Raw genomic sequence first — 23,725 nt, 5'->3', positions numbered from 1 at the left:
AATTTTGAAACAACAAAACGGCAACGATTTATCTTTAGCACCAATAACCCCAATGACAACATGAGATTACCAGAAAAAAGCCGGCCGTCGGGCCGGCTTTTTTGCTTACATCACCAGACGGCGAATGTCAGACAGCATATTGTTAATGATGGTAATGAAACGCGCACCATCAGCACCGTCGATCACACGGTGGTCGAAGGAGAGAGAGATCGGCATCATCAGACGCGGCACAAACTCTTTACCGTTCCAGACCGGCTCCATCGCAGACTTGGAAACGCCAAGGATAGCGACTTCCGGCGCGTTGACGATCGGCGCGAAATGGGTGGTGCCCAGGCCGCCGATGCTGGAGATGGTGAAGCAACCGCCCTGCATTTCGCCCGCAGTCAGTTTGCCGTCACGCGCTTTCTTCGAGATCGTGGTCAGTTCACGAGAAAGCTCAGTCACGCTCTTCTTGTTCACGTCTTTAAAGACCGGAACCACCAGACCGTTCGGGGTATCAACCGCAACACCGATGTTGATGTATTTCTTCAGCGTCAGGCGCTGACCGTCTTCAGACAGTGAGCTGTTGAAGCGTGGCATCTGCTCAAGCGCAGCAGCAACGGCTTTCATGATGAACACAACCGGCGTGTATTTGACGTCCAGTTTGCGTTTTTCAGCTTCAGCGTTTTGCTGTTTACGGAACGCTTCCAGATCGGTGATATCGGTCTTGTCGAAGTGCGTAACGTGCGGGATCATCACCCAGTTACGGCTCAGGTTCGCACCAGAGATTTTCTGGATACGACCCAGTTCCACTTCTTCGATCTCGCCGAACTTGCTGAAGTCCACTTTCGGCCATGGCAGCATGCCCGGGATACCGCCGCCAGCGGCTGCAGCAGGTGCAGCTTCAGCGCGTTTCACCGCGTCTTTCACGTACGCCTGAACGTCTTCGCGCAGGATACGACCTTTACGGCCTGTACCCTTCACTTTCGCCAGGTTCACGCCGAATTCGCGCGCCAGGCGGCGAATCAGCGGGGTGGCATGGACGTAAGCGTCGTTCTCAGCGAACTCGGATTTGCCTTCCGCTTTTGCCGCAGGCGCCGCAGCAGGGGCTTCAGCTTTCGCCGCCGGCGCTGCCGCTTCCTGCTTAGCCGGAGCCGCAGCAGGCGCCGCGCCTTCCACTTCGAAGACCATAATCAGAGAACCGGTTTTGACTTTGTCGCCGGTGCTGATTTTGATTTCTTTAACGGTACCCGCGAACGGCGCCGGTACTTCCATCGAAGCCTTGTCACCTTCTACGGTGATCAGGGACTGCTCGGCTTCAACCTTGTCGCCGACCTTGACCATCACTTCGGTCACTTCAACTTCGTCACCGCCGATGTCCGGTACGTTAACGTCTTTCGCGCCGCCAGCCGCAGCCGGCGCAGCAGCCGGAGCCGCTTCCGCTTTTGCTGGCGCCGCAGCGCCTTCAGCACCCGCCACCTCGAAGACCATGATCAGAGAGCCAGTGGACACTTTGTCACCGGTGTTGATCTTGATCTCTTTCACGGTACCTGCGAACGGCGCCGGTACCTCCATCGAAGCTTTGTCGCCTTCAACGGTGATCAGAGACTGTTCCGCCGCAACGGTGTCGCCCACTTTGACCATGATTTCGGTGACTTCAACTTCATCACCGCCGATGTCCGGCACGTGAACGTCTTTCGCAGCCGCAGCAGCAGGCGCCGCCGGGGCCGCTTCTTTCTTCTCTTCTGCCGGAGCAGGCGCAGCGTCAGCTGCACCGTCGGCGGAATCGAAAATCATGATCAGTTTGCCGGTCTCGGTTTTGTCGCCAACGGAGACTTTGATCTCTTTGACGATGCCAGCCTGCGGAGACGGAACTTCCATAGAGGCTTTGTCGCCTTCTACGGTGATCAGCGACTGTTCAGCTTCAACTTTGTCGCCAACCTTGACCAGGATCTCGGTGATTTCAACTTCATCTGCCCCGATGTCCGGTACTTTGATTTCGATAGCCATTATTCTTTTACCTCTTACGCCAGACGCGGGTTAACTTTTTCTGCATCGATGTTGAATTTGGTAATTGCATCCGCAACCACTTTCTTATCGATTTCGCCACGTTTAGCCAGTTCGCCCAGTGCCGCTACCACCACGTAGGACGCATCCACTTCGAAGTGATGACGCAGGTTTTCACGGCTGTCAGAGCGACCGAAACCGTCGGTACCCAGTACGCGGTAATCATCTGCCGGTACATAAGTACGAACCTGTTCAGCAAACAGTTTCATATAGTCAGTTGATGCGACAGCCGGTGCGTCGTTCATCACCTGAGCGATATACGGTACGCGCGGGGTTTCCAGCGGGTGCAGCATGTTCCAGCGCTCACAATCCTGGCCGTCACGCGCCAGTTCGGTGAAGGAGGTCACGCTGTATACATCAGAACCCACGCCGTAATCTTTCGCCAGGATCTCTGCCGCTTCACGGACGTGACGCAGGATAGAACCCGAGCCTAAGAGCTGAACTTTACCTTTGCTACCTTCGAGGGTGTCGAGTTTATAGATACCTTTGCGGATACCTTCCTCAGCGCCTTCCGGCATAGCCGGCATGTGGTAGTTTTCGTTCAGCGTGGTGATGTAATAGTAAACGTTCTCTTGTTTTTCACCGTACATGCGCTCCAGACCGTCATGCATGATGACCGCCACTTCGTATGCGTAAGCCGGATCGTAAGAGATACAGTTCGGGATAGTCAGAGACTGAATATGGCTGTGACCATCTTCATGCTGCAAACCTTCGCCGTTCAGGGTCGTACGACCGGAAGTACCGCCAATCAGGAAGCCGCGCGCCTGCTGGTCGCCCGCTGCCCAGCACAGGTCGCCGATACGCTGGAACCCGAACATGGAGTAATAGATGTAGAACGGGATCATCGGCAGATCGTTAGTGCTGTAAGAGGTCGCAGCAGCCAGCCAGGAAGAACCTGCGCCCAGCTCGTTGATACCTTCCTGCAGGATCTGACCTTTCTCGTCTTCTTTGTAGTACGCAACCTGCTCACGGTCCTGCGGGGTGTACTGCTGGCCGTTCGGGCTGTAAATACCGATCTGACGGAACAGACCTTCCATACCAAAGGTACGCGCTTCGTCGGCGATGATCGGAACCAGACGATCTTTGATCGACTTGTTCTTCAGCATCACGTTCAGGGCGCGAACGAAAGCGATAGTGGTGGAGATCTCTTTGTTCTGCTCTTCCAGCAGCGCGCCAAAATCTTCCAGGGTCGGCAGTTCCAGCTTCTCGGTGAAGTTCGGCTGGCGGCTCGGCAGGTAGCCGTGCAGCGCCTGACGACGTTCGTGCAGGTACTTGTGCTCTTCAGAACCTTCCGGGAAGGTGATGTACGGCAGTTTTTCAATGTCAGCATCGGATACCGGCACGTTGAAACGATCGCGGACGTAGCGAACGCCGTCCATGTTCATTTTCTTCACCTGGTGGGCGATGTTTTTACCTTCGGCAGAGTCGCCCATGCCGTAACCCTTAATGGTGTGGGCGAGGATGACAGTCGCTTTGCCTTTGGTTTCCTGCGCTTTTTTCAGTGCAGCGTAGACTTTCTTCGGATCGTGGCCGCCACGGTTCAGGGCCCAGATCTGCTCATCAGTCCAGTCTGCCACCAGCGCGGCGGTTTCCGGATACTTGCCGAAGAAGTGCTCACGCACGTACGCGCCGTCTTTTGATTTGAAGGTCTGGTAGTCGCCGTCAACGGTTTCGTTCATCAGTTGGATCAGCTTACCGCTGGTATCTTTACGCAGCAGCTCATCCCAACGACCGCCCCACATGACTTTAATCACGTTCCAGCCCGCGCCGTCGAAGATGCCTTCCAGTTCGTTAACGATTTTGCCGTTACCGGTGACCGGGCCGTCCAGACGCTGCAGGTTACAGTTGATGATGAAGACCAGGTTGTCCAGTTTTTCGCGGGTCGCGATGGTGATAGCGCCTTTGGATTCCGGCTCGTCCATTTCACCGTCGCCCAGGAAGGCGTAAACGGTCTGTTTGGAGGTGTCTTTCAGGCCACGGTGTTCCAGATATTTCAGGAATTTAGCCTGGTAAATAGCGCCGATTGGACCCAGCCCCATAGAGACGGTCGGGAACTGCCAGAATTCCGGCATCAGTTTCGGGTGCGGGTAGGAAGACAGGCCGTTGCCATGCACTTCCTGACGGAAGTTATCCATCTGCTCTTCGGTCAGACGGCCTTCCAGGAATGCGCGTGCGTAAACGCCCGGCGAGATGTGGCCCTGGAAATACACCAGGTCGCCGCCATCCTGCTCGTTGCGGGCGCGGAAGAAGTGGTTGAAGCAAACGTCATATACGGTTGCGGAAGACTGGAAGGATGCCATGTGGCCGCCCAGCTCGAGGTCTTTTTTAGACGCACGCAGTACCGTCATGATGGCGTTCCAGCGGATAGCAGAACGAATACGACGCTCCAGCTCCAGATTGCCCGGGTATTCCGGTTCATCTTCAACGGCAATAGTGTTGATGTAATTGCTTGCCCCTGCACCTGCCGCCACTTTCACGCCGCCTTTGCGGGCTTCGGAAAGCAGTTGGTCGATCAGATACTGAGCGCGCTCAACACCTTCTTCACGGATGACCGATTCGATCGCCTGTAGCCAGTCGCGAGTTTCGATCGGATCCACGTCATTTGGGAAACGTTCTGACATGGGTTATTCCTTATCTATCTAATACGTTGAGTTATCTGGAACCTGTCCCATTAAACTTTCGTCGGAAAGCTTAATAAGACAGGTTCTGCGTTTAGTTGCCGCGCACATTTTTGCGCTTTATTAACAACATCTTCTGGTAAACGAGCTGCCAGAAAAAACTAATTCTTGCGCTGTTCCAGACGGCGTAAGGCGCGTTCACGACGACTTTCCTCACGGCTTCTGTCCAGCAATATCTCTTCGATAAACGCCAGGTGGCGATGCGATGCTTCGCGCGCCTCCTCGGGGTTACCGGCCATGATCGCTTCGAAAATACGGGTGCGGTGACTGCTCACCAGCGGAAGCATCTCGCGACGCGAATAGAGTAATTCGAAGTTTTGCCGGACATTCTGGGCCAACATCGGCTCCATACACCTTAGCAGATGGAGCAAAACCACATTGTGTGCCGCTTCGGTGACAGCAATTTGATATTGCAGAACCGCATCGGACTCAGCGTCCAGGTCACCCGACTCCTGCGCCAGCTCAATCGCATGGTGCAGTTCGCGAATCCGCGTTTTGTCTTCGTCCGTGCTGCGCAGCGCCGCGTAATAGGCCGCAATGCCTTCCAGCGCGTGGCGCGTCTCGAGCAGGTCAAACTGGGATTCAGGATGATCGGAGAGCAATTCTACCAGTGGGTCGCTGAAGCTCTGCCACAGGCTGCTCTGAACAAAAGTGCCGCCGCCCTGGCGACGAAGCAACAGGCCCTTCGCTTCGAGACGTTGGATCGCCTCACGCAGGGAGGGACGGGAGACGTCGAACTGTTTCGCCAGTTCGCGTTCCGGTGGGAGTTTTTCGCCGGGGCGCAAGGTGCCCTCAAGAATCAAAAACTCCAGCTGTTGCTCAATCACATCGGATAATTTTGGTTGGCGGATTTTGCTGTAGGCCATGATGTCCTGTCTTAAGCCATTTGCCCGGAGTCAATTGGTCTTACCAATTTCATGTCTGTGACGCTAAAGTAACAAAGTATTCACCTTCTGTCCATACAGGTTTTGATTGAAATCAGGAAACCACGCACATTTTAACAACATTACAGAAATAACGTTTCAAACATGTAACTATGCACAAATGTTAAATTTACCGACCCCGCGCCAGTTTTAACCTTATTGAAACGAAATAAAATCCAAATTGAACCGATTCACTCGCATATTCATGCAAATAAAATAAATCATTACGCAATTTGTTGGGCTGAGATATGGCGTGTGAGATTAACGAAGGGCTGTTACATCTGCTTTCTTTTTATGCACCTCGTCATCAACCATTCATAAAGCAGGTGCATTCGCCTGCGCATACCATTATTCTTATCCAGACAAAAGAGTTCCGGCGACATTTCATTAAACACAACTGTAAACAAAAAAATACAACAAACGGAATTGTTAACTTACACACGCATCCTGCGTCGTTACTACATAAACGCTCATCACAGAAAGAGCGCACCACACACGAGGTTTCATGATGGACAGTCAGCAGCACGGCGAGCAGCTTAAGCGCGGGCTAAAAAACCGCCATATCCAGCTAATCGCGCTGGGCGGCGCAATCGGGACAGGCCTGTTCCTGGGAAGCGCCTCCGTTATCCAGTCAGCCGGTCCCGGTATCATTCTGGGTTATGCGATCGCAGGGTTTATCGCTTTTCTGATCATGCGTCAGTTAGGGGAAATGGTAGTGGAGGAGCCGGTTGCCGGTTCGTTCAGCCACTTTGCCTATAAGTACTGGGGCAGTTTTGCCGGTTTTGCCTCCGGCTGGAATTACTGGGTGTTGTATGTGCTGGTCGCGATGGCGGAACTGACCGCCGTCGGTAAATACATCCAGTTCTGGTATCCGGAGATCCCGACCTGGGTCTCGGCGGCGGCCTTCTTTGTGCTGATCAACGCGATCAACCTGACCAACGTGAAAGTGTTCGGTGAAATGGAGTTCTGGTTCGCCATTATTAAAGTGATCGCCGTGGTGGCGATGATTCTGTTCGGCGGCTGGCTGCTGTTCAGCGGCAACGGCGGCCCGCAGGCTACCGTGCGCAACCTGTGGGAACAGGGCGGCTTCCTGCCGCATGGCTGGACCGGGCTGGTCATGATGATGGCGATCATTATGTTCTCCTTTGGAGGGCTTGAGCTGGTGGGGATCACCGCGGCGGAAGCCGATAACCCGGAGCAAAGCATTCCGAAAGCGACCAACCAGGTTATCTACCGTATTCTGATCTTCTATGTTGGCTCACTGGCAGTGCTGCTTTCCCTGCTGCCGTGGACGCGCGTAACCGCTGACACCAGCCCATTTGTCCTTATCTTCCACGAGCTGGGCGACACCTTTGTGGCGAATGCGCTGAACATCGTGGTGCTGACCGCGGCGCTGTCGGTGTATAACAGTTGCGTCTACTGCAACAGCCGAATGTTGTTTGGCCTTGCGCAGCAGGGCAACGCGCCAAAAGCGCTGCTTTCCGTCGACAAACGCGGCGTGCCGGTCAATACCATTCTGGTTTCTGCGCTGGTCACCGCACTGTGCGTACTCATTAACTATATGGCGCCGGAGTCGGCGTTTGGCCTGCTGATGGCACTGGTGGTTTCCGCACTGGTCATTAACTGGGCGATGATTAGTCTGGCGCACATCAAGTTCCGTCGCGCGAAACAGCAACAGGGCGTTAAAACGCGCTTCCCGGCTCTGCTCTATCCGCTCGGAAACTGGGTTTGCCTGCTGTTTATGGCTGCGGTACTGGTAATTATGTTAATCACGCCGGGAATGGCTATCTCAGTCTATTTGATCCCCGTATGGCTGCTGCTCCTGGGCGTCGGTTATCTGTGCAAGCAGAAAACGGCGAAGACCGCCAAAGCGCATTAATTCTCTTCCCCTCGCCCGCCCGCCGGGTGAGGGGTGTTATCTGCTTCACACTTTCCTGCCAATAGCTATTTCGTCCATATCAGCGGCGCTATCCTGCAACGCAATTATTCACTCGCAGACGAATAATTCACTCCATCACCTGATGGGGAGACGTCTCAATGGAAAAGGGTAAACTTTCGGTACGAGAGAAGATTGGTTATGGCATGGGCGACGCCGGATGTAACATCATCTTTGGCGCCATCATGTTGTTTGTTAACTATTTTTATACGGATATTTTTGGTCTGGCACCCGCATTGGTGGGCGTACTGTTACTGTCTGTGCGCGTCATTGACGCGGTCACCGACCCGGTGATGGGCGCCATCGCCGATCGCACCCAAAGTCAATATGGTCGTTTCCGCCCCTGGCTGCTGTGGATCGCTTTCCCCTATGCGCTGTTCAGTATCCTGATGTTCACCACCCCAGACTGGACGTATAACAGCAAGGTTATCTATGCGTTTGTCACCTATTTCCTGCTGTCGATCACTTATACCGCTATCAATATCCCCTATTGCTCGCTAGGCGGCGTGATCACCAACGATCCTAAAGAACGCGTGGCCTGCCAGTCTTATCGCTTTGTGTTAGTCGGTATCGCGACGTTGCTGCTGTCGCTTACGCTGCTGCCAATGGTCGACTGGTTTGGTGGCGGCGACAAAGCCAAAGGCTACCAGATGGCGATGACCGTGCTGGCGATTATCGGCATGTGCATGTTCCTGTTCTGCTTTGCCACCGTTCGCGAACGCGTCCGCCCTGCCGTTCCCACCCACGATGACATGAAAAACGATTTTAAAGACGTGTGGAAAAACGATCAGTGGGTGCGCATTTTGTTGCTGACGCTGTGCAATGTCTGCCCGGGCTTCATTCGGATGGCGGCGACCATGTACTACGTGACCTGGGTGATGGGACAAAGCACCCACTTCGCCACGCTGTTTATCAGCCTGGGCGTGGTTGGCATGATGATCGGCAGTATGCTGGCGAAAGTGCTGACCGACCGCTGGTGCAAGCTGAAAGTGTTCTTCTGGACCAACATCGCGCTGGCCCTCTTCTCCTGCGCGTTTTACTTCTTCGACCCGAAAGCCACCACGTTGATTGTCGTGCTCTATTTCCTGCTGAATATTCTGCATCAGATCCCGTCGCCGCTGCACTGGTCGCTGATGGCGGACGTTGACGACTACGGCGAATGGAAAACCGGCAAGCGTATCACCGGCATCAGCTTCTCCGGTAATCTCTTCTTCCTGAAGCTGGGCCTGGCGATCGCCGGGGCGATGGTAGGCTTTCTGCTCTCCTGGTACGGCTATGACGCTGGCGCGAAAACCCAGAGCGACACGGCAATCAACGGCATCGTACTGCTGTTTACGGTGATCCCAGGCGTCGGTTATCTCATTACCGCGGGCGTGGTTCGTCTGCTGAAAGTCGACCGTGAACTGATGAAACACATACAGGACGATCTGGAAAAGCGCCGCACCAATTACCGCGAGCTTAACGAATATCAGGAACTGAAAGCCGCTGAAAGCGTAAGGAAAGCCTAATGCAAGACTGGCCAAACCCCTTTATTGAGCAACGCGCCGATCCGTTTATTCTGCGAGACGGCTGCGACTACTACTTTATTGCCTCGGTGCCGGAATATGATCGGCTGGAAATCCGACGGGCGAACCCCCTGGAGGGCCTGCGCAGCGCGGAACCGGTTATCGTCTGGCGTAAACCGGAAACCGGCCCGATGTGCGAGCTGATCTGGGCGCCGGAAATTCACCGCATCAACGGTAAGTGGTATATCTATTTCGCCGCTGCCCATACCCAGGCGCTCGACAAACTGGGGATGTTCCAGCACCGGATGTACGCGCTGGAATGTGCGGATGCCGACCCGCTCACTGGCGTCTGGTACGAAAAAGGCCAGATCAAAACGCCGTTTGACACGTTTGCGCTCGATGCCACTACCTTTCATCATCAGGGAAAACAGTGGTATCTGTGGGCGCAAAAATCCCCGCATATCGCCGGTAACTCCAACATTTACCTTGCCGAGCTGGAAAACCCGTGGACGCTCAAGGGCGAGCCGGTGATGCTCAGCAAACCGGAATATGACTGGGAGTGTCGGGGCTTTTGGGTCAACGAAGGTCCGGCGGTGCTCACGCATGGCGACAGATTGTTCATTAGCTACTCCGCCAGCGCAACGGACGAGAACTACTGCATGGGGCTTCTGTGGATTGATATGAACGCCGATCCGAAAAACCCGGCGAACTGGCATAAATCGCCGCGTCCGGTCTTTGCCACCAGCTATGAAAATCGTCAATACGGGCCGGGGCATAACAGCTTTACGCAAACGCCGGAAGGGGAAGATGTGCTGGTATATCACGCGCGCAACTACACCGAAATCGAGGGCGATCCGCTCTACGATCCCAACCGTCATACCCGTCTGAAGCTGGTTCGCTGGGACGAAAACGGAATGCCGGATTTTGGTATTCCGCCCGCGGATACTCTCTGACACGCAGCCCGGCGGCGCTACGCTGTCGGGCAATGTAGGCCGGATAAGCGCAGCGCCATCCGGCAAAATCTGACGCTACACCAGCGCCCCGTAAATGGTCAGGAAAGCGATCGCCACTACCACCACCAGCGACGTTTTCTTGGCCATCGATACCGCCGCTTTCGGCGTCTCGACCTTATCGGTATGCGGTTCCCGCGCCAACGAGAACTGCGCCAGTCGGGTTAACACCTGGTACTGCGCGGTATGCATGTCGGCCAGCGAGGCAAACCACGCAGGAAGCGCTTTCTCTCCGTGCCCGATCAAGGCGTAAACCACGCCTGCCAGACGCACCGGGATCCAGTCCAGCACGTGAAGAATGGCGTCAATACCCGACTGCAAACGCTCATGCGGCGTCAGGTAACGCGCCAGCCACGACTGCCATGAGCGCAGAAAAGCATAGCCCACCAGCAGCACCGGCCCCCACTGACCGCCGACGATCAGCCAAAACAGAGGCGCGAGATAGAAACGGAAGTTAATCCACAGCAGCGCGTTTTGCAGTTCACGTAAAAACTCGCGCTCATCGCAATCCGGCGGGACGCCGTGGATCAGGGTGAGCTCACTGGCCATTGCCTTACGGGCGTGGGCGTCATCGCGCGAAGCCGCCTGGAGATAGGCGTGGTAATGCATCCGCACTTTCCCGGCGCCAATGCACAGCAGCCCCAGCAGGATCCACGCCAAAATCGTCGGCACATTGAACAACAGCCCCTGAAGCGCGCGTAAAAGCAGGAATGCGACCGCCATCGCAATAAACGTCATCCCCAGCGTGCGCGCCATCGAAAAACGCGTAATGCGCCGAAATAACGCTTCCAGGCGGTGATCGAGCTGCCAGTGCTCACCCAGTTTGAACAGGCGCTCAACAAACAGCACCAGTAGAGTCGTAAACAGCGTCATGTCATCTCCTTATCTGACGAGGGGGTGACCAGAGCGCGAAACCTCGCCCAGTCAAAAGCGGGGCCGGGATCGGTCTTGCGATCAGGCGCAATATCACAATGTCCGGTTATGTTATCGGCAATCGCCGGGTAATACGTTATCAGCGTGCGCGTAATGGCCGCCAGCTGTTGGTACTGCGCATCGGTGTAAGCCAGCGTATCGGTGCCTTCCAGCTCAATGCCAATCGAAAAATCATTGCAGCGCTCGCGACCACGGTAACGGGAAACGCCAGCGTGCCACGCGCGTTTATCGAAAGGAACATACTGAACGATTTCACCGTCACGGCGAATCAGACAATGTGCGGAAACACGAAGATGCGCGATTTCCGCAAAAAAGGGGTGAGCGGTGGGATCAATTGTTCCAGTGAATAGCGCATCGATCCACGGGCCGCCAAATTCGCCGGGCGGCAGGCTGATATTGTGCACCACCAGCAGAGAAGGATGATCGTCATCCGGGCGGCAATCATAATGAGGAGAAGGGACGCGCCGCGCCTCTGCCAGCCAGCCCTTGTCTAACAACATGCAGGATCTCCTTTTGAGTGGTGCTTATAGCCGCTTCAGAGTAGCATGTTTCTACCTTATGATTCGTTAGCAATTTGGAGTTTTATCATGCCGCCTCGCCGTTATAACCCTGACTACCGACGTGACGCGCTGTTGGAACGCATTAATCTGGATATCCCTGCCACTGTCTCCCAGGCGCTGCGCGAAGATTTAGGTGGAGAAGTGGATGCCGGCAACGACATTACGGCACAACTTTTGCCGGAAAATACCCGCTCTCACGCGACCGTTATCACGCGTGAAAATGGCGTTTTTTGTGGCAAACGCTGGGTGGAAGAAGTGTTTATTCAACTGGCTGGCGATGATGTCACTGTTACCTGGCACGTCGATGACGGCGACAGCATCCTCGCGAATCAACCGCTGTTCGAGCTGGACGGTCCTTCCCGGGTATTGCTCACGGGTGAGCGTACCGCGCTGAACTTCGTACAAACCCTTTCCGGCGTCGCGAGCGAAGTGCGTAAATATGTCGAACTGCTGGCGGGGACCAAAACTCAACTGCTGGACACACGTAAAACGCTGCCAGGACTGCGCACCGCATTGAAATACGCCGTGCTGTGCGGCGGCGGCGCCAATCACCGCCTGGGCCTTTCCGATGCCTTTTTAATCAAAGAAAACCACATTATTGCTTCCGGATCCGTTCGTCAGGCGGTGGAAAAAGCCTTCTGGCTGCACCCGGATGTGCCGGTGGAAGTCGAAGTTGAAAATCTTGATGAGCTGGATGAAGCGCTGAAAGCGGGCGCAGACATCATCATGCTGGATAATTTTGAAACCGAGCAGATGCGTGAAGCGGTTAAACGCGCCCACGGGCAAGCGCGACTGGAAGTTTCCGGCAACGTGACGGACAAAACGCTGCGCGAATTTGCGCAAACCGGTGTCGATTTCATTTCCGTCGGCGCGCTCACTAAGCACGTGCGCGCGCTGGACCTTTCGATGCGTTTCCGTTAACCCTCTTTGCCCGGTGACGCTGTCGCTCACCGGGCCTGTCTGGCGCTTTTCTCGAGCCGCCTCGTAAATCCCTTGTCCTGTGATGAAACGCTGACAACTTCCTCTGAACCCTGATTCCCGTTTCTCTTTTTGATGCTCGCGTGTCTTTATCCCGTTTGCCAAAGTGACCGCCACTGACTCAAGGAGCGAACAATGGATAAACAACGTGGATTTACCCTGATCGAACTGATGGTGGTCATCGGCATTATCGCCATTCTCAGCGCCATCGGCATTCCGGCGTACCAGAACTATCTGCGCAAGGCTGCACTCACAGACATGCTGCAAACCTTCGTTCCCTACCGCACCGCCGTTGAACTCTGCGCGCTGGAGCATGGCGGCGTCGCGACCTGCGATGCCGGGAGTCACGGCATTCCCTCACCCACTACAACGCGCTATGTCTCAGGAATGAGCGTGGCGAAGGGCGTGGTATCACTCAGTGGTCAGGAGAGCCTGAACGGTCTGAGCGTCACGATGACGCCGAACTGGGATAACGCAAACGGCATTACGGGCTGGACGCGTAACTGCACTATTCAGAATGACGGTGCGTTACAGCAGGCTTGTGAAGATGTTTTTCGTTTTGACGGCAACTAAGGAGCAGCGATGAATACCACTCAACTTACCGCCCTTTGTCAGCGTCATAACAGCATCTTACTTGATGCAGACAGTGACGTGGTACACGTCGCCGTCGTGGACACGCCGTCTCATGAACTGCTCGACGCTTTGCATTTTGCGACGACAAAACGCATTGAGATCGCCTGCTGGACACGCCAGCAAATGGAAGGGCATTTGCATCATCCGCCACAAACGCTGCCTGCGGTCGTACCGGAAGCCAGCCTCAGCGCGGCAGCATTGCTGGATAAAACCCTTCAGGCGGCGATGACTAAACGCGCATCCGACATCCACATTGAGCCTGCGGAACACCATTTCCGCATTCGACTGCGTGTTGACGGGGTGTTATACAACCTGCCCACTGTCGCCAAAGAAACGGGATTAGCCCTGACGGCCCGCCTGAAGGTGTTAGGTCAACTGGATATTGCTGAACACCGCCTGCCGCAGGATGGGCAGTTCACCGTCGGGCTGGCCGGTTCCACCGTCTCGTTTCGTATCGCTACGTTACCCTGTCGTCATGGCGAAAAGGTTGTTTTGCGTTTGTTGCACCAGGTTAGTCAGGCGCTGGATGTCACCGCCCTGGGGATGCACGACTCGCAGCTTTCGGCGTTCATTCATGCCTTGCAACAACCCCAGGGGCTGGTGCTGGTGACCGGACCGACGGGCAGCGGAAAGACGGTGACACTGTACAGCGCTCTCCAGATGCGAAACGCCACGGAGGTGAATCTGTGCAGCGTTGAAGATCCAGTGGAAATCCCGCTGGACGGCATCAACCAGACGCAGATCCATCCGCGTGCGGGGCTCACCTTTCAGGGCGTCTTACGGGCGCTGTTACGCCAGGATCCCGATGTCATTATGGTCGGAGAGATCCGCGACGGCGAAACAGCCGAAATCGCCATTAAAGCCGCGCAAACGGGTCATCTGGTGCTTTCCACGCTGCACACCAACTCCAGCTGCGAGGCACTGATCCGCTTGCAGCAAATGGGAGTGGCGCGCTGGATGCTCTCCTCCGCCTTAAATCTTGTGGCGGCGCAACGGCTGGTCAGAAAGCTCTGCCCTCACTGTCGACGGCTGACTAACGACCCGATCCGTTTGCCGCAGACATTATGCCCAACCGCGTTGCCGCGCTGGCAGGCGGTAGGCTGCGAGCACTGTTATCACGGCTTTTATGGGCGTACGGCGCTGTTTGAAGTCCTACCCGTTACCGCTGAACTGCGCCAGCACATCGCCAGTGGCGCGCCCGTTGAAGCACTGGAAGGTTATGCCCGACAAGCCGGTATGCTCACGCTTTTTGAAAGCGGCTGCCGCGCCGTCGACCAGGGGTTAACGACCTTTGAAGAACTGGTACGCATTCTGGGGATGCCCAATGAGCAGTAAAACGCTTTGGCGATGGCAAGGCATTGACAGCGATGGCTTACCTGGCGAGGGCGCATTATGGGCCGAAAGCCAGGCTTTACTGCTGCTGGCGCTCGAACAGCGCAAGATAACGCCACTGCGCGTGAAGCCGCTGCGCGTTAACCGCGCGCTGTGGCGCGCCGGGAAATGTTCGGAAGTGATTCATCAACTCGCCACGCTGCTGAAGGCGGGCCTGACGCTCTCCGACGGGCTGGCGCTTCTCGCCGGACAACAACCGGGAAAACAGTGGCAAGCGCTGTTGCAGAGCCTGGCGCACGAACTGGAGCAGGGTACGCCCCTCTCCAGCGCGCTGGCGCAATGGCCAGATGTTTTTCCTCCGCTGTATCAGGCGATGATTCGCACCGGTGAACTGACCGGAAAGCTCGACGAATGCTGCTTCGAACTGGCCCGGCAGCAAAACGCCCACAAACAGTTAAGCGATAAGATCAAGAAAGCGTTGCGTTATCCCTTTATCATTTTGGCGATGGCTTTCTTTGTGGTGTTGGCCATGTTGCACTTTGTCTTACCCGAGTTTGCCGCCATTTACCGGACCTTCAACACGCCCCTACCGGCGCTGACGCAGGGGATCATCACGTTCGCCGACTGGAGTGCAAACCAGGGCTGGTTGATTTTACTGCTGAGCGGCGGAGTCATTGCGGCAAACAGCGCGGTGAAGCACCGTTCCTCATGGCTGATAACGCGCCAGCGCTGGCTGCTGCGCATACCGGTAATGGGTCGCCTGCTCAGGGGGCAAAAACTCACGCAGATTTTTACCATTCTCGCGTTAACACAACGCGCAGGGATCGCATTTTTACCGGCGCTGGAGAGCGTACGGGAAAGCCTGCAATGTCCCTACTGGTCCCAGCGACTGGCGCAAGTCCAACGTGATATCAGTCACGGTCTTCCGGTCTGGCAGGCATTTCAAAATGCGCAAGTCTTCAGCCCGCTGTGCCTGCAACTGATTAGAACAGGTGAAGTTTCCGGTTCACTGGACACGATGCTGCATAATCTTGCCCGGCATCATAGTGAGAACACGCTGGCGCTGGCCGACAGTCTCGCCGCATTGCTGGAACCTGCTTTGCTGGTCATTACAGGGTTAATTATTGGCACGCTGGTGGTTGCCATGTATCTGCCGATATTCCGTCTGGGGGATGCGATGAGCACAGTAGGCTGAAGCGGTTGGAGAGCGGGAACAGAACTCAAAGCCGGATTAGGCATTCATGCCTAATCCGGCAAACGGAAAGGATTACAGGCTGTTGAAAATGCGGTTTTCCTGTTCCTGTACGCGGATAAAGGTCGTGCGTTTGGTCAGTTCTTTAAGACGCGATGCGCCAACGTAAGTACAGGCAGAACGCAGGCCGCCGAGGATATCACGGGCAGTGTTTTCCACCGGGCCACGCAGAGGAAGCTTAACGGTTTTGCCTTCCGCTGCACGGTACTGTGCAACGCCGCCAACGTGACGGGTCATGGCCGATTCGGAACTCATCCCGTAAAACAGCATGAACTTCTCGCCATTTTCTTCAACGATCTTGCCGCCGCTCTCTTCATGCCCTGCCAGCATACCGCCAAGCATCACGAAGTCAGCGCCGCCGCCAAAGGCTTTAGCCACATCACCCGGCATAGTGCAACCGCCGTCACTGACAATCATTCCGCCCAGACCGTGCGCCGCATCAGCGCATTCGATCACCGCAGAAAGCTGCGGATAACCAACACCGGTTTTGACGCGCGTGGTGCAGACAGACCCCGGCCCGATCCCGACTTTGACGATATCGGCGCCGGAGAGGATCAGTTCTTCGCACATCTCGCCCGTCACAACGTTACCGGCGCAGATCGTTTTCGTCGGCCAGGCTTCACGCGCTTTTGACACGAACTGAACGAAGTGCTCAGAGTAACCATTAGCCACATCAATGCAGACAAAGTTCAGCGCCGGGCTTAATGCCAGAATCTGTTTGGTTTTCTCAAAGTCCGCGTCAGAAGTACCGGTAGAGACCATCACGTGTTTCAGCACGTTGGCAGGCGCTTCACCGATAAACGCGGACCACTCTTCAACGGAGTAATGCTTATGGACGGCGGTCAGAATATCGAATGAGGCAAGCGCGGTCGCCATCTCGAACGTCCCGACGGTATCCATATTGGCGGCAATGACAGGTACGCCAGACCAGGTCTGACCTGAGTGTTTGAAGGTAAACTGACGTTCCAGCTCAACATCGGAACGGCTTTTAAGAGTAGAACGCTTAGGGCGGATAAGAACGTCTTTAAAACCTAACTTCAGATCTTCTTCAATACGCATGTGCGGATTCCTGGGGTTAAGGGCTATAAGTATGAGAGCGCAACTCCAGTGACGCTATCATACGCACTAATCAGTGCCGCGCAAGACTGCGAAATTCTCTTTTTTTACGCTACAATCCCATAAATTTACCTGGTGAAAGGCGGGACAGCTTTAGCGCCATTTCACTCTGATGCGATCAATATTCAACCAATTGATTATTAAAATAAATGACCGGGAACTGAGCTTATGAGGTATACAGTGGCCTTAACGGGCGGCATTGGCAGCGGCAAGAGTACCGTCGCCAACGCGTTCGCTGACCTCGGAATTCAGATTGTTGATGCAGATATAATTGCCCGCCAGGTCGTCGAGCCTGGCCAGCCCGCGCTGGCCGCTATTGCCGACCACTTCGGTCAGGCGTTACTCGACGCAGACGGTAGGCTACAGCGTCGTCTGCTACGCGAGCGGATCTTCGCCAATCCGCACGAGAAAGTCTGGCTAAATGCCCTGCTGCACCCGCTTATTCAGCAGGAGACGCAGCGCCAGTTTCAGCAGGCGACATCCCCTTATGTACTTTGGGTTGTTCCTCTGCTGGTTGAAAATGGCCTGACGACCAAAGCGAACCGCGTTCTCGTGGTCGACGTGACGCCCGAGACGCAGCTTTTACGCACCATGCAGCGCGACGATGTTACCCGCGCACATGCCGAACAGATTCTCGCCGCCCAGGCAACACGTGAAGCGCGCCTTGCCGCGGCAGACGATGTTATTGATAATAACGGCGCACCAGAGTCCATCAGGTCGGATGTCGCCCGCCTGCACGCGCTGTATTTACAGCTTGCGTCGCAGTTTGTCTCACAGGAAAAACCGTAATGCACACCCACGTCCTTTTTGAACACCCGCTCAATGAAAAAATGCGTACATGGCTGCGCATTGAGTTTTTAATTCAACAACTTTCGGTTAATCTCCCCATCGCCACCCATGCGGACGCACTGCATTTTTTTCGCAATGTCGGGGATTTGCTGGACGTGTTCGAACGCGGGGAAGTGCGTACAGAATTGCTGAAAGAGCTTGAACGCCAGCAGCGTAAACTTCAGGCATGGATAGAAGTACCCGGCGTCGATCAAAGCCGTATTGAAGCACTGCGCCAGCAGCTAAAAACGACGGGAACTGTTTTGATTTCCGCGCCGCGTATCGGGCAGTTTTTACGCGAAGATCGGTTAATTGCGCTGGTTCGCCAGCGCCTGAGCATTCCTGGCGGCTGCTGCAGTTTTGATTTACCCACGCTGCACATGTGGCTGCATTTGCCACAGGCTCAGCGTGACGCACAAGTGGATGCCTGGCTTGCCAGCCTGAATCCGCTAAACCAGGCGCTGACGCTGATCCTCGATCTCATTCGCAACTCCGCGCCGTTCCGCAAACAGACCAGCCTGAACGGTTTTTATCAGGATAACGGCGAAGATGCTGATTTATTGCGTCTCAATTTGCCGTTCGAATCTCTGCTTTATCCGCAAATTTCCGGTCACAAGAGCCGTTTTGCCATTCGTTTTATGCCGCTTGATAGCGAACACGGCGTGGTACCTGAGCGCCTCGATTTTGAGCTGGCCTGCTGTTAAGGAGTAAAAATGTCAGAAACGATCACCGTCAACTGCCCTACCTGCGGTAAAACGGTCGTCTGGGGTGAGATTAGCCCGTTTCGCCCGTTCTGTAGTAAACGCTGTCAGTTAATCGATCTGGGAGAATGGGCCGCCGAGGAAAAACGCATTCCGAGCAGCGGCGATTTGTCAGACAGCGACGACTGGAGCGAAGAAAAACAGTAACCGTTGCCTGGAGGTCGGATGGCGCAATTCAGTGTGCTTATCCGGCCTACAAAAGTGTTTAACTCTGAAAAGCGTGTTTTAGCTTCGCAATGACCGGTTCGTTAGCGGGTGGAAAATCATCTTCCCTGAGCGCCTCAATGGCAACCCACTTGCCTGGTTGACCTTCCTTGCCCCACGGCTCTCCCTGCCAGGCTTCCACCAGCCAGAACCACAGGGTGACATGCCGGTCCGGAAATTGATATTCCAGCTTTTCAAACAGCGTGACGGTCGTCGGGGTAATCCCCACTTCTTCCTGTAACTCCCGGCTCAGGGCTTGTTCCGGCGTTTCACCCGTTTCAAACTTTCCTCCGGGAAATTCCAGCTTATTCGCCATATGCGCATCAGCGGCGCGCTGGGTGATAAAAATTTCATTTTGCGGATTACGGATAATCCCGACCGCGATGTGCAGTGTTTTCATCTTGTCGCATCCATAAAAAAGGCGCAGTCTCCCGCGCCTTTTTGTTGGTCACTTACCGTTAACCGGATAAACGTAGCGTTACCCGGCAATGATGCCTGGGCTCAGCTCAGGCGGCCATGGCACTGTTTGTATTTCTTGCCGGAACCGCACGGGCACGGATCGTTACGGCCAACTTTGCGTTCGCCGGTTTGCGCTGCCAGATCAGCCGCCGCCGCGCTATCGTCGTCCTGATGGCTCAGCTGTTGCATCTGCGCCAGACGTTCCGCTTCTTCGCGACGCTGCTGCTCCATCGCTTCCACTTCTTCCGGCATACGTACCTGGACCTTACTCAGCGTGCTGATCACTTCATACTTCAGCGATTCCAGCATCGCGGCGAACATCGCAAAGGACTCACGCTTATATTCCTGCTTCGGATCTTTCTGTGCATAGCCGCGCAGGTGGATACCCTGACGCAGATAGTCCATCGCCGCCAGGTGTTCTTTCCACAGGGAGTCGAGCGTCTGCAACATCACGCCTTTTTCGAAGTGACGCATCATCTCAGCGCCGACCACTTCTTCTTTACGCTGATACACCTCGATAGCCTGCGCAAGAATACGCTCGCGCAGGGTCTCTTCGTGCAGTTCCGGCTCTTTATCCAGCCACTCCGCGATCGGCATGTCCAGGTCGAAGTCATTTTTCAGACGTTCCTGCAGGCCAGGGATATCCCACATTTCTTCCAGCGACTGCGGCGGAATGTAAGCATCGATGGTTGCTTTAAACACATCCTCGCGAATGCTGTTAATGGTTTCGCTCACATCAGAGACATCCAGCAGTTCGTTACGCTGGGTGTAGATCGCGCGACGCTGATCGTTAGCAACGTCATCGTATTCCAGTAACTGTTTACGAATGTCGAAGTTACGGCTTTCCACTTTGCGCTGGGCGTTAGCAATAGCTTTGGTTACCCACGGATGCTCGATGGCTTCACCCGGTTTCATGCCGAGCTTACGCATCATGCCGGACACGCGGTCAGAGGCGAAGATACGCATCAGCGCATCTTCCATTGACAGGTAGAAACGGGAAGAACCCGCATCCCCCTGACGGCCCGAACGACCGCGCAACTGGTTATCGATACGACGGGATTCATGACGCTCTGTACCAATAATATGCAGACCGCCCGCAGCCAGTACGGCATCATGACGCACCTGCCAGTCTGCTTTGATCTGCGCAATTTGTTCTGGCGTCGGATTTTCCAGCGCGGCGAGTTCCGCCTGCCAGCTGCCGCCCAGCATGATATCCGTACCACGACCCGCCATGTTGGTCGCGATGGTCACGGCTGCCGGATACCCCGCCTGGGCAACGATAGCCGCTTCGTTGGCGTGGAACTTGGCGTTCAGGACGTTATGTTTGATGCCCGCTTTCGTCAGTTCATTAGACACCACTTCCGATTTCTCAATCGAGATGGTCCCCACCAACACCGGCTGGCCTTTTGCGGTACGCTCTTTAATATCTTCAATGATGGCCTGAATTTTTTCCGCTTCGGTCATGTAGACCAGATCCGGCATATCTTTACGGATCATCGGACGGTTGGTCGGCACCACCACGGTGTCCAGCTTGTAAATGGAGCTGAATTCGAACGCTTCGGTATCTGCCGTACCGGTCATACCGGCCAGTTTTTCATACAGACGGAAGTAGTTCTGGAAGGTAATCGAAGCCAGCGTCTGGTTCTCGTTCTGAATGTCCACGCCTTCTTTGGCTTCAACCGCCTGGTGCAGACCATCAGACCAGCGACGCCCCTGCATAGTACGCCCGGTGTGTTCGTCAACGATAATGACTTCACCGTCTTTAACGATGTAATCAACGTCGCGGGTAAACAGCGCGTGCGCGCGCAGCGCGGCGGTAACGTGATGCATCAGCATGATGTTGCCCGGAGAGTACAGCGACTCGCCTTCATCCATAATGCCTTCTTTTACCAGCAGTTCTTCAATCAGCACCAGACCGCGTTCGGTCAGGTTAACCTGGCGCGCTTTTTCATCCACCGAGAAGTGTCCCTCACCCTGGAAGGTGTCGGAATCCTCTTTTTCCTGACGAATCAGGTGTGGGATGATTTTGTTCACTTTCTTGTACATTTCCGAGCTGTCTTCAGCCGGACCGGAAATGATCAGCGGAGTACGCGCTTCGTCGATCAGGATGGAGTCAACCTCATCCACCAGCGCATAGTGCAGTTTGCGTTGGACGCGTTCTTCAGGGCTGAACGCCATGTTGTCACGCAGGTAGTCAAAACCGTATTCGTTATTGGTGCCGTAGGTGATGTCAGCGGCGTAGGCTTCGCGCTTGGCGGGCGCAGGCATACCCGGCAGGTTAATGCCGACGGTCATGCCGAGGAATTCAAACAGCGGACGGTTGTTTTCGGCGTCACGCTGCGCCAGATAATCGTTCACTGTCACCACGTGTACGCCCTTTCCGCTCAGCGCGTTCAGGTAGGCGGGCAGCGTCGCGGTCAGGGTTTTACCCTCGCCGGTACGCATTTCTGCGATGCAGCGATCGTTCAGAACCATACCACCGAGCAACTGCACGTCGAAGTGACGCATACCGAATACGCGCTTGCTCGCTTCACGCACCACGGCGAACGCTTCCGGGATCAAGCTTTCCACGCTAGCGCCTTTCTCGAGACGCGCACGGAACTCTCCGGTCTTGGCTTTCAGCTCTTCGTCGGTGAGTTTTTCCATTTCCGGTTCCATGGCGTTGATCACGCCGACCACTTTACGCATACGACGCAGCGTGCGATCGTTACGGCTACCGAATACTTTAGTTAACAATTTGATTAGCATATTAAAATCTCAAACGCCCCGCACAGCGGAGTCATAATTATCAGAGGAAGGTTTTCTGTTTTTAGCTGAGGCGTTGAGGACCGGCACGAATACCCTGCGCCTGGCTTATCCAGGCAGGAACAGTAAAGACGGCCAGCGGCATGAAATGGGCGTACGCGACGCGCTGCGGAGCCGCAGCGGGCGTGCCTTCCTGAGTCAGCAGCGCGCTGAGCGTGTTCAGTAAGGCTAAATGATGCGCCTGAAGCGGCGACGGCTCTTCGACCACGGGCAATGCCTGCGGCGCCATGGCGAAGGAGAGATGGCGGATAACGGTGCGGATGGCGTGCTGATGCCAGTAATCGACAGTAAAATTAGGCCGACGGTTGGAGGCTTCCAGCAAAGCAAGCTGGCTGAAATTAACGCTGACCTGTTGATCGTGGCGACTGGCCGCCGCTTTAGCTGGCGTGTTGGGTTCCGCGGCATTGCTGAGCGCAGGCAGGCCAAGACTCGCCGCGACCATCCCTAATAAGAGATGCGGCCAGAAATAGCGTCTACCTAACTGTCGCCAACGCGTCAGTATTCCACTCACGTTAAAGCCATCCCATAAATGTTATTCAAACGTTTTTTGCGCACAAATCTTATCATTAATGCTCAGGTACTACAGCAGTATTGATGAGAAGATACGGTTAAAAACGCTTAAGAAACCAGCGTTCGCACAGCATTTTAGTGCAGAATGAGTTTTGACATTGAAGAAAGTCTGTTACCCATACCGGCCCGCTCAACGAGCAAAAAAAAACGACTGGCTTACCTGGCCGGAGAGAGTGCCAGATTTACCAGTCGAATTTATGCGACAACGCGTGTCGTTATGCCAGTACGGTCGATGGTGCTTTGAAAGCCAACGGCAGTTCTGCGTCGTCTTCGAAGGTCACATATTCCCAGGCTTCCTGTTTTGCCAGAACAGCCTGCAACAATTTGTTATTCAATGCATGACCGGACTTATACGCGGTAAATGCACCAATAATGTTGTGACCACACATGAACAAGTCACCAATCGCGTCAAGCATTTTGTGACGAACGAATTCGTCTTCAAAACGCAGGCCGTCTTCGTTCAGTACGCGATAATCGTCAACAACGATGGCACAATCGAAGCTGCCGCCCAGGCACAGGCCGCGGGACTGCAGATATTCGATATCACGCATGAAGCCGAAAGTACGCGCGCGGCTGATCTGACGCATAAACGCGTCAGCAGAGAAGTTCATCGCATAGCGCTGCGTGCTGGAGTCGATCGCCGGATGGTTAAAGTCGATGGTGAAATCCAACGTAAAACCATTGTATGGCTTGAACTCAGCCCACTTGTCGCCATCTTCGACGCGAACGGTCTCTTTGATGCGAACAAATTTCTTCGCGCTTTTCAGTTCTTCGATACCGGCGTCAAGGAGCAGGTAGACGAACGGCGCAGCGCTGCCATCCATGATCGGGATTTCCGGAGCATCGACTTCAATAACGATGTTATCGATACCTAAACCCGCCAGCGCCGCATTCAGGTGCTCAACGGTTGAAATCCGTACATCATGCTCGTTGACCAGACACGTACAGAGCATGGTATCACGCACAGATTTGGCATCGGCCGGAAAATCTACCGGTGGATTCAAGTCGGTGCGACGATAGATGACCCCGGTGTTGGCCGGCGCAGGGCGTAAGGTCAGGGTGACTTTCTTGCCGGTATGTAAACCGACGCCAGTCGCCTGAACGATACGTTTAAGTGTCCTTTGTTTGATCATCGTATAATCTCGCCAAATTACCTATCCAACCGAAGTGTACTATACATTCGGTGGGCCAGTTTA

At 54.9% G+C, this 23,725-nt stretch carries 20 protein-coding genes; 10 read left to right on the top strand and 10 right to left on the bottom strand.

The window, feature by feature from the left end; genetic code table 11:
- Positions 1 to 105: 105 nt before the first annotated feature.
- From aceF to pdhR, 3 genes are all read right to left on the bottom strand, one after another.
- Complete coding sequence (gene aceF / locus OGY07_RS16615) at positions 106 to 1,989, bottom strand: pyruvate dehydrogenase complex dihydrolipoyllysine-residue acetyltransferase (RefSeq protein WP_200034895.1); 1,884 nt, start codon at positions 1,987 to 1,989, stop codon at positions 106 to 108.
- A gap of 14 nt (positions 1,990 to 2,003) precedes the next feature.
- Positions 2,004 to 4,667 (bottom strand): pyruvate dehydrogenase (acetyl-transferring), homodimeric type, encoded by a 2,664-nt coding sequence (gene aceE, locus OGY07_RS16610; RefSeq protein WP_042290001.1) that lies wholly within the window; start codon positions 4,665 to 4,667, stop codon positions 2,004 to 2,006.
- Between the two features lie 158 nt (positions 4,668 to 4,825).
- Positions 4,826 to 5,590, bottom strand: a complete 765-nt coding sequence (gene pdhR, locus OGY07_RS16605) for a pyruvate dehydrogenase complex transcriptional repressor PdhR (RefSeq protein ID WP_042290003.1) — start codon at positions 5,588 to 5,590, stop codon at positions 4,826 to 4,828.
- A gap of 562 nt (positions 5,591 to 6,152) precedes the next feature.
- Here pdhR and aroP point away from each other — a divergent pair.
- The 3 genes from aroP (at position 6,153) to OGY07_RS16590 (ending at position 10,041) form a co-directional block, all read left to right on the top strand.
- Positions 6,153 to 7,526 (top strand): aromatic amino acid transporter AroP, encoded by a 1,374-nt coding sequence (gene aroP / locus OGY07_RS16600; protein ID WP_286601785.1) that lies wholly within the window; start codon positions 6,153 to 6,155, stop codon positions 7,524 to 7,526.
- Between the two features lie 158 nt (positions 7,527 to 7,684).
- Positions 7,685 to 9,091: a glycoside-pentoside-hexuronide (GPH):cation symporter gene (locus OGY07_RS16595; protein WP_286601783.1), complete on the top strand. Its 1,407-nt coding sequence runs from the start codon at positions 7,685 to 7,687 to the stop codon at positions 9,089 to 9,091.
- Complete coding sequence (locus OGY07_RS16590; RefSeq protein ID WP_286601781.1) at positions 9,091 to 10,041, top strand: glycoside hydrolase family 43 protein; 951 nt, start codon at positions 9,091 to 9,093, stop codon at positions 10,039 to 10,041. The genes OGY07_RS16595 and OGY07_RS16590 overlap by 1 nt, the downstream gene beginning before the upstream one ends.
- A 75-nt stretch (positions 10,042 to 10,116) precedes the next feature.
- Here OGY07_RS16590 and ampE read toward each other — a convergent pair whose 3' ends face one another.
- Together ampE and ampD are read right to left on the bottom strand one after the other, a co-directional pair.
- The gene (gene ampE / locus OGY07_RS16585; RefSeq protein ID WP_060570721.1) at positions 10,117 to 10,971 is read right to left on the bottom strand and encodes a beta-lactamase regulator AmpE; all 855 of its coding nucleotides are present in this window, start codon (positions 10,969 to 10,971) and stop codon (positions 10,117 to 10,119) included.
- Entirely contained in the window at positions 10,968 to 11,531 is a 564-nt protein-coding gene (gene ampD / locus OGY07_RS16580; protein WP_060570722.1) for a 1,6-anhydro-N-acetylmuramyl-L-alanine amidase AmpD, read from the bottom strand. The genes ampE and ampD overlap by 4 nt, the downstream gene beginning before the upstream one ends.
- An 87-nt stretch (positions 11,532 to 11,618) precedes the next feature.
- Here ampD and nadC point away from each other — a divergent pair, with 87 nt between their 5' ends.
- The 4 genes from nadC (at position 11,619) to hofC (ending at position 15,729) form a co-directional block, all read left to right on the top strand.
- On the top strand, positions 11,619 to 12,512 hold the full coding sequence (gene nadC / locus OGY07_RS16575) for a carboxylating nicotinate-nucleotide diphosphorylase (protein ID WP_286601779.1): 894 nt from the start codon (positions 11,619 to 11,621) through the stop codon (positions 12,510 to 12,512).
- A gap of 192 nt (positions 12,513 to 12,704) precedes the next feature.
- Positions 12,705 to 13,142, top strand: coding sequence for a prepilin peptidase-dependent pilin (gene ppdD / locus OGY07_RS16570; RefSeq protein WP_286601777.1), 438 nt, complete (start codon positions 12,705 to 12,707; stop codon positions 13,140 to 13,142).
- Between the two features lie 9 nt (positions 13,143 to 13,151).
- Positions 13,152 to 14,537, top strand: coding sequence for a type II secretion system protein GspE (gene gspE / locus OGY07_RS16565; RefSeq protein ID WP_286601775.1), 1,386 nt, complete (start codon positions 13,152 to 13,154; stop codon positions 14,535 to 14,537).
- Positions 14,527 to 15,729 (top strand): protein transport protein HofC, encoded by a 1,203-nt coding sequence (gene hofC / locus OGY07_RS16560; protein WP_286601773.1) that lies wholly within the window; start codon positions 14,527 to 14,529, stop codon positions 15,727 to 15,729. The genes gspE and hofC overlap by 11 nt, the downstream gene beginning before the upstream one ends.
- A gap of 72 nt (positions 15,730 to 15,801) precedes the next feature.
- On the opposite strand, the gene OGY07_RS16555 is transcribed toward hofC, so the two are convergent.
- A complete protein-coding gene (locus OGY07_RS16555; RefSeq protein WP_042290026.1) occupies positions 15,802 to 16,845 on the bottom strand; it encodes a GMP reductase in 1,044 nt (347 codons plus the stop codon).
- A 225-nt stretch (positions 16,846 to 17,070) separates the two neighbouring features.
- Here OGY07_RS16555 and coaE point away from each other — a divergent pair, with 225 nt between their 5' ends.
- Genes coaE through yacG form a run of 3 tightly spaced genes read left to right on the top strand, consistent with a single transcriptional unit; the run spans position 17,071 to position 18,638 of the window.
- Positions 17,071 to 17,691: a dephospho-CoA kinase gene (coaE, locus tag OGY07_RS16550; RefSeq protein WP_286601771.1), complete on the top strand. Its 621-nt coding sequence runs from the start codon at positions 17,071 to 17,073 to the stop codon at positions 17,689 to 17,691.
- On the top strand, positions 17,691 to 18,434 hold the full coding sequence (gene zapD / locus OGY07_RS16545; protein WP_042290030.1) for a cell division protein ZapD: 744 nt from the start codon (positions 17,691 to 17,693) through the stop codon (positions 18,432 to 18,434). The genes coaE and zapD overlap by 1 nt, the downstream gene beginning before the upstream one ends.
- A 9-nt stretch (positions 18,435 to 18,443) precedes the next feature.
- Positions 18,444 to 18,638 (top strand): DNA gyrase inhibitor YacG, encoded by a 195-nt coding sequence (gene yacG, locus OGY07_RS16540; protein ID WP_042290032.1) that lies wholly within the window; start codon positions 18,444 to 18,446, stop codon positions 18,636 to 18,638.
- A gap of 58 nt (positions 18,639 to 18,696) precedes the next feature.
- Here yacG and mutT read toward each other — a convergent pair whose 3' ends face one another.
- The 4 genes from mutT to lpxC all read right to left on the bottom strand — a co-directional run bounded on the left by mutT (position 18,697) and on the right by lpxC (position 23,662).
- A complete protein-coding gene (mutT, locus tag OGY07_RS16535) occupies positions 18,697 to 19,095 on the bottom strand; it encodes an 8-oxo-dGTP diphosphatase MutT (protein WP_286601766.1) in 399 nt (132 codons plus the stop codon).
- 101 nt (positions 19,096 to 19,196) lie between these two features.
- Positions 19,197 to 21,902 carry a preprotein translocase subunit SecA gene (gene secA / locus OGY07_RS16530; RefSeq protein ID WP_286601764.1) on the bottom strand — a complete coding sequence of 902 codons (2,706 nt, stop codon included), beginning with the start codon at positions 21,900 to 21,902 and terminating at the stop codon, positions 19,197 to 19,199.
- 61 nt (positions 21,903 to 21,963) lie between these two features.
- Positions 21,964 to 22,470, bottom strand: a complete 507-nt coding sequence (secM, locus tag OGY07_RS16525) for a secA translation cis-regulator SecM (protein ID WP_286601762.1) — start codon at positions 22,468 to 22,470, stop codon at positions 21,964 to 21,966.
- A gap of 274 nt (positions 22,471 to 22,744) precedes the next feature.
- A complete protein-coding gene (gene lpxC / locus OGY07_RS16520; protein ID WP_042290041.1) occupies positions 22,745 to 23,662 on the bottom strand; it encodes a UDP-3-O-acyl-N-acetylglucosamine deacetylase in 918 nt (305 codons plus the stop codon).
- Positions 23,663 to 23,725: the final 63 nt, after the last annotated feature.

This window comes from Citrobacter sp. Cs237, assembly GCF_030332325.1.
GTDB classification, from domain to species: domain Bacteria; phylum Pseudomonadota; class Gammaproteobacteria; order Enterobacterales; family Enterobacteriaceae; genus Citrobacter_A; species Citrobacter_A sedlakii.
Note: the sequence above shows the minus strand (reverse complement) of the source record. Positions and strands in the feature narration are given on the sequence as shown.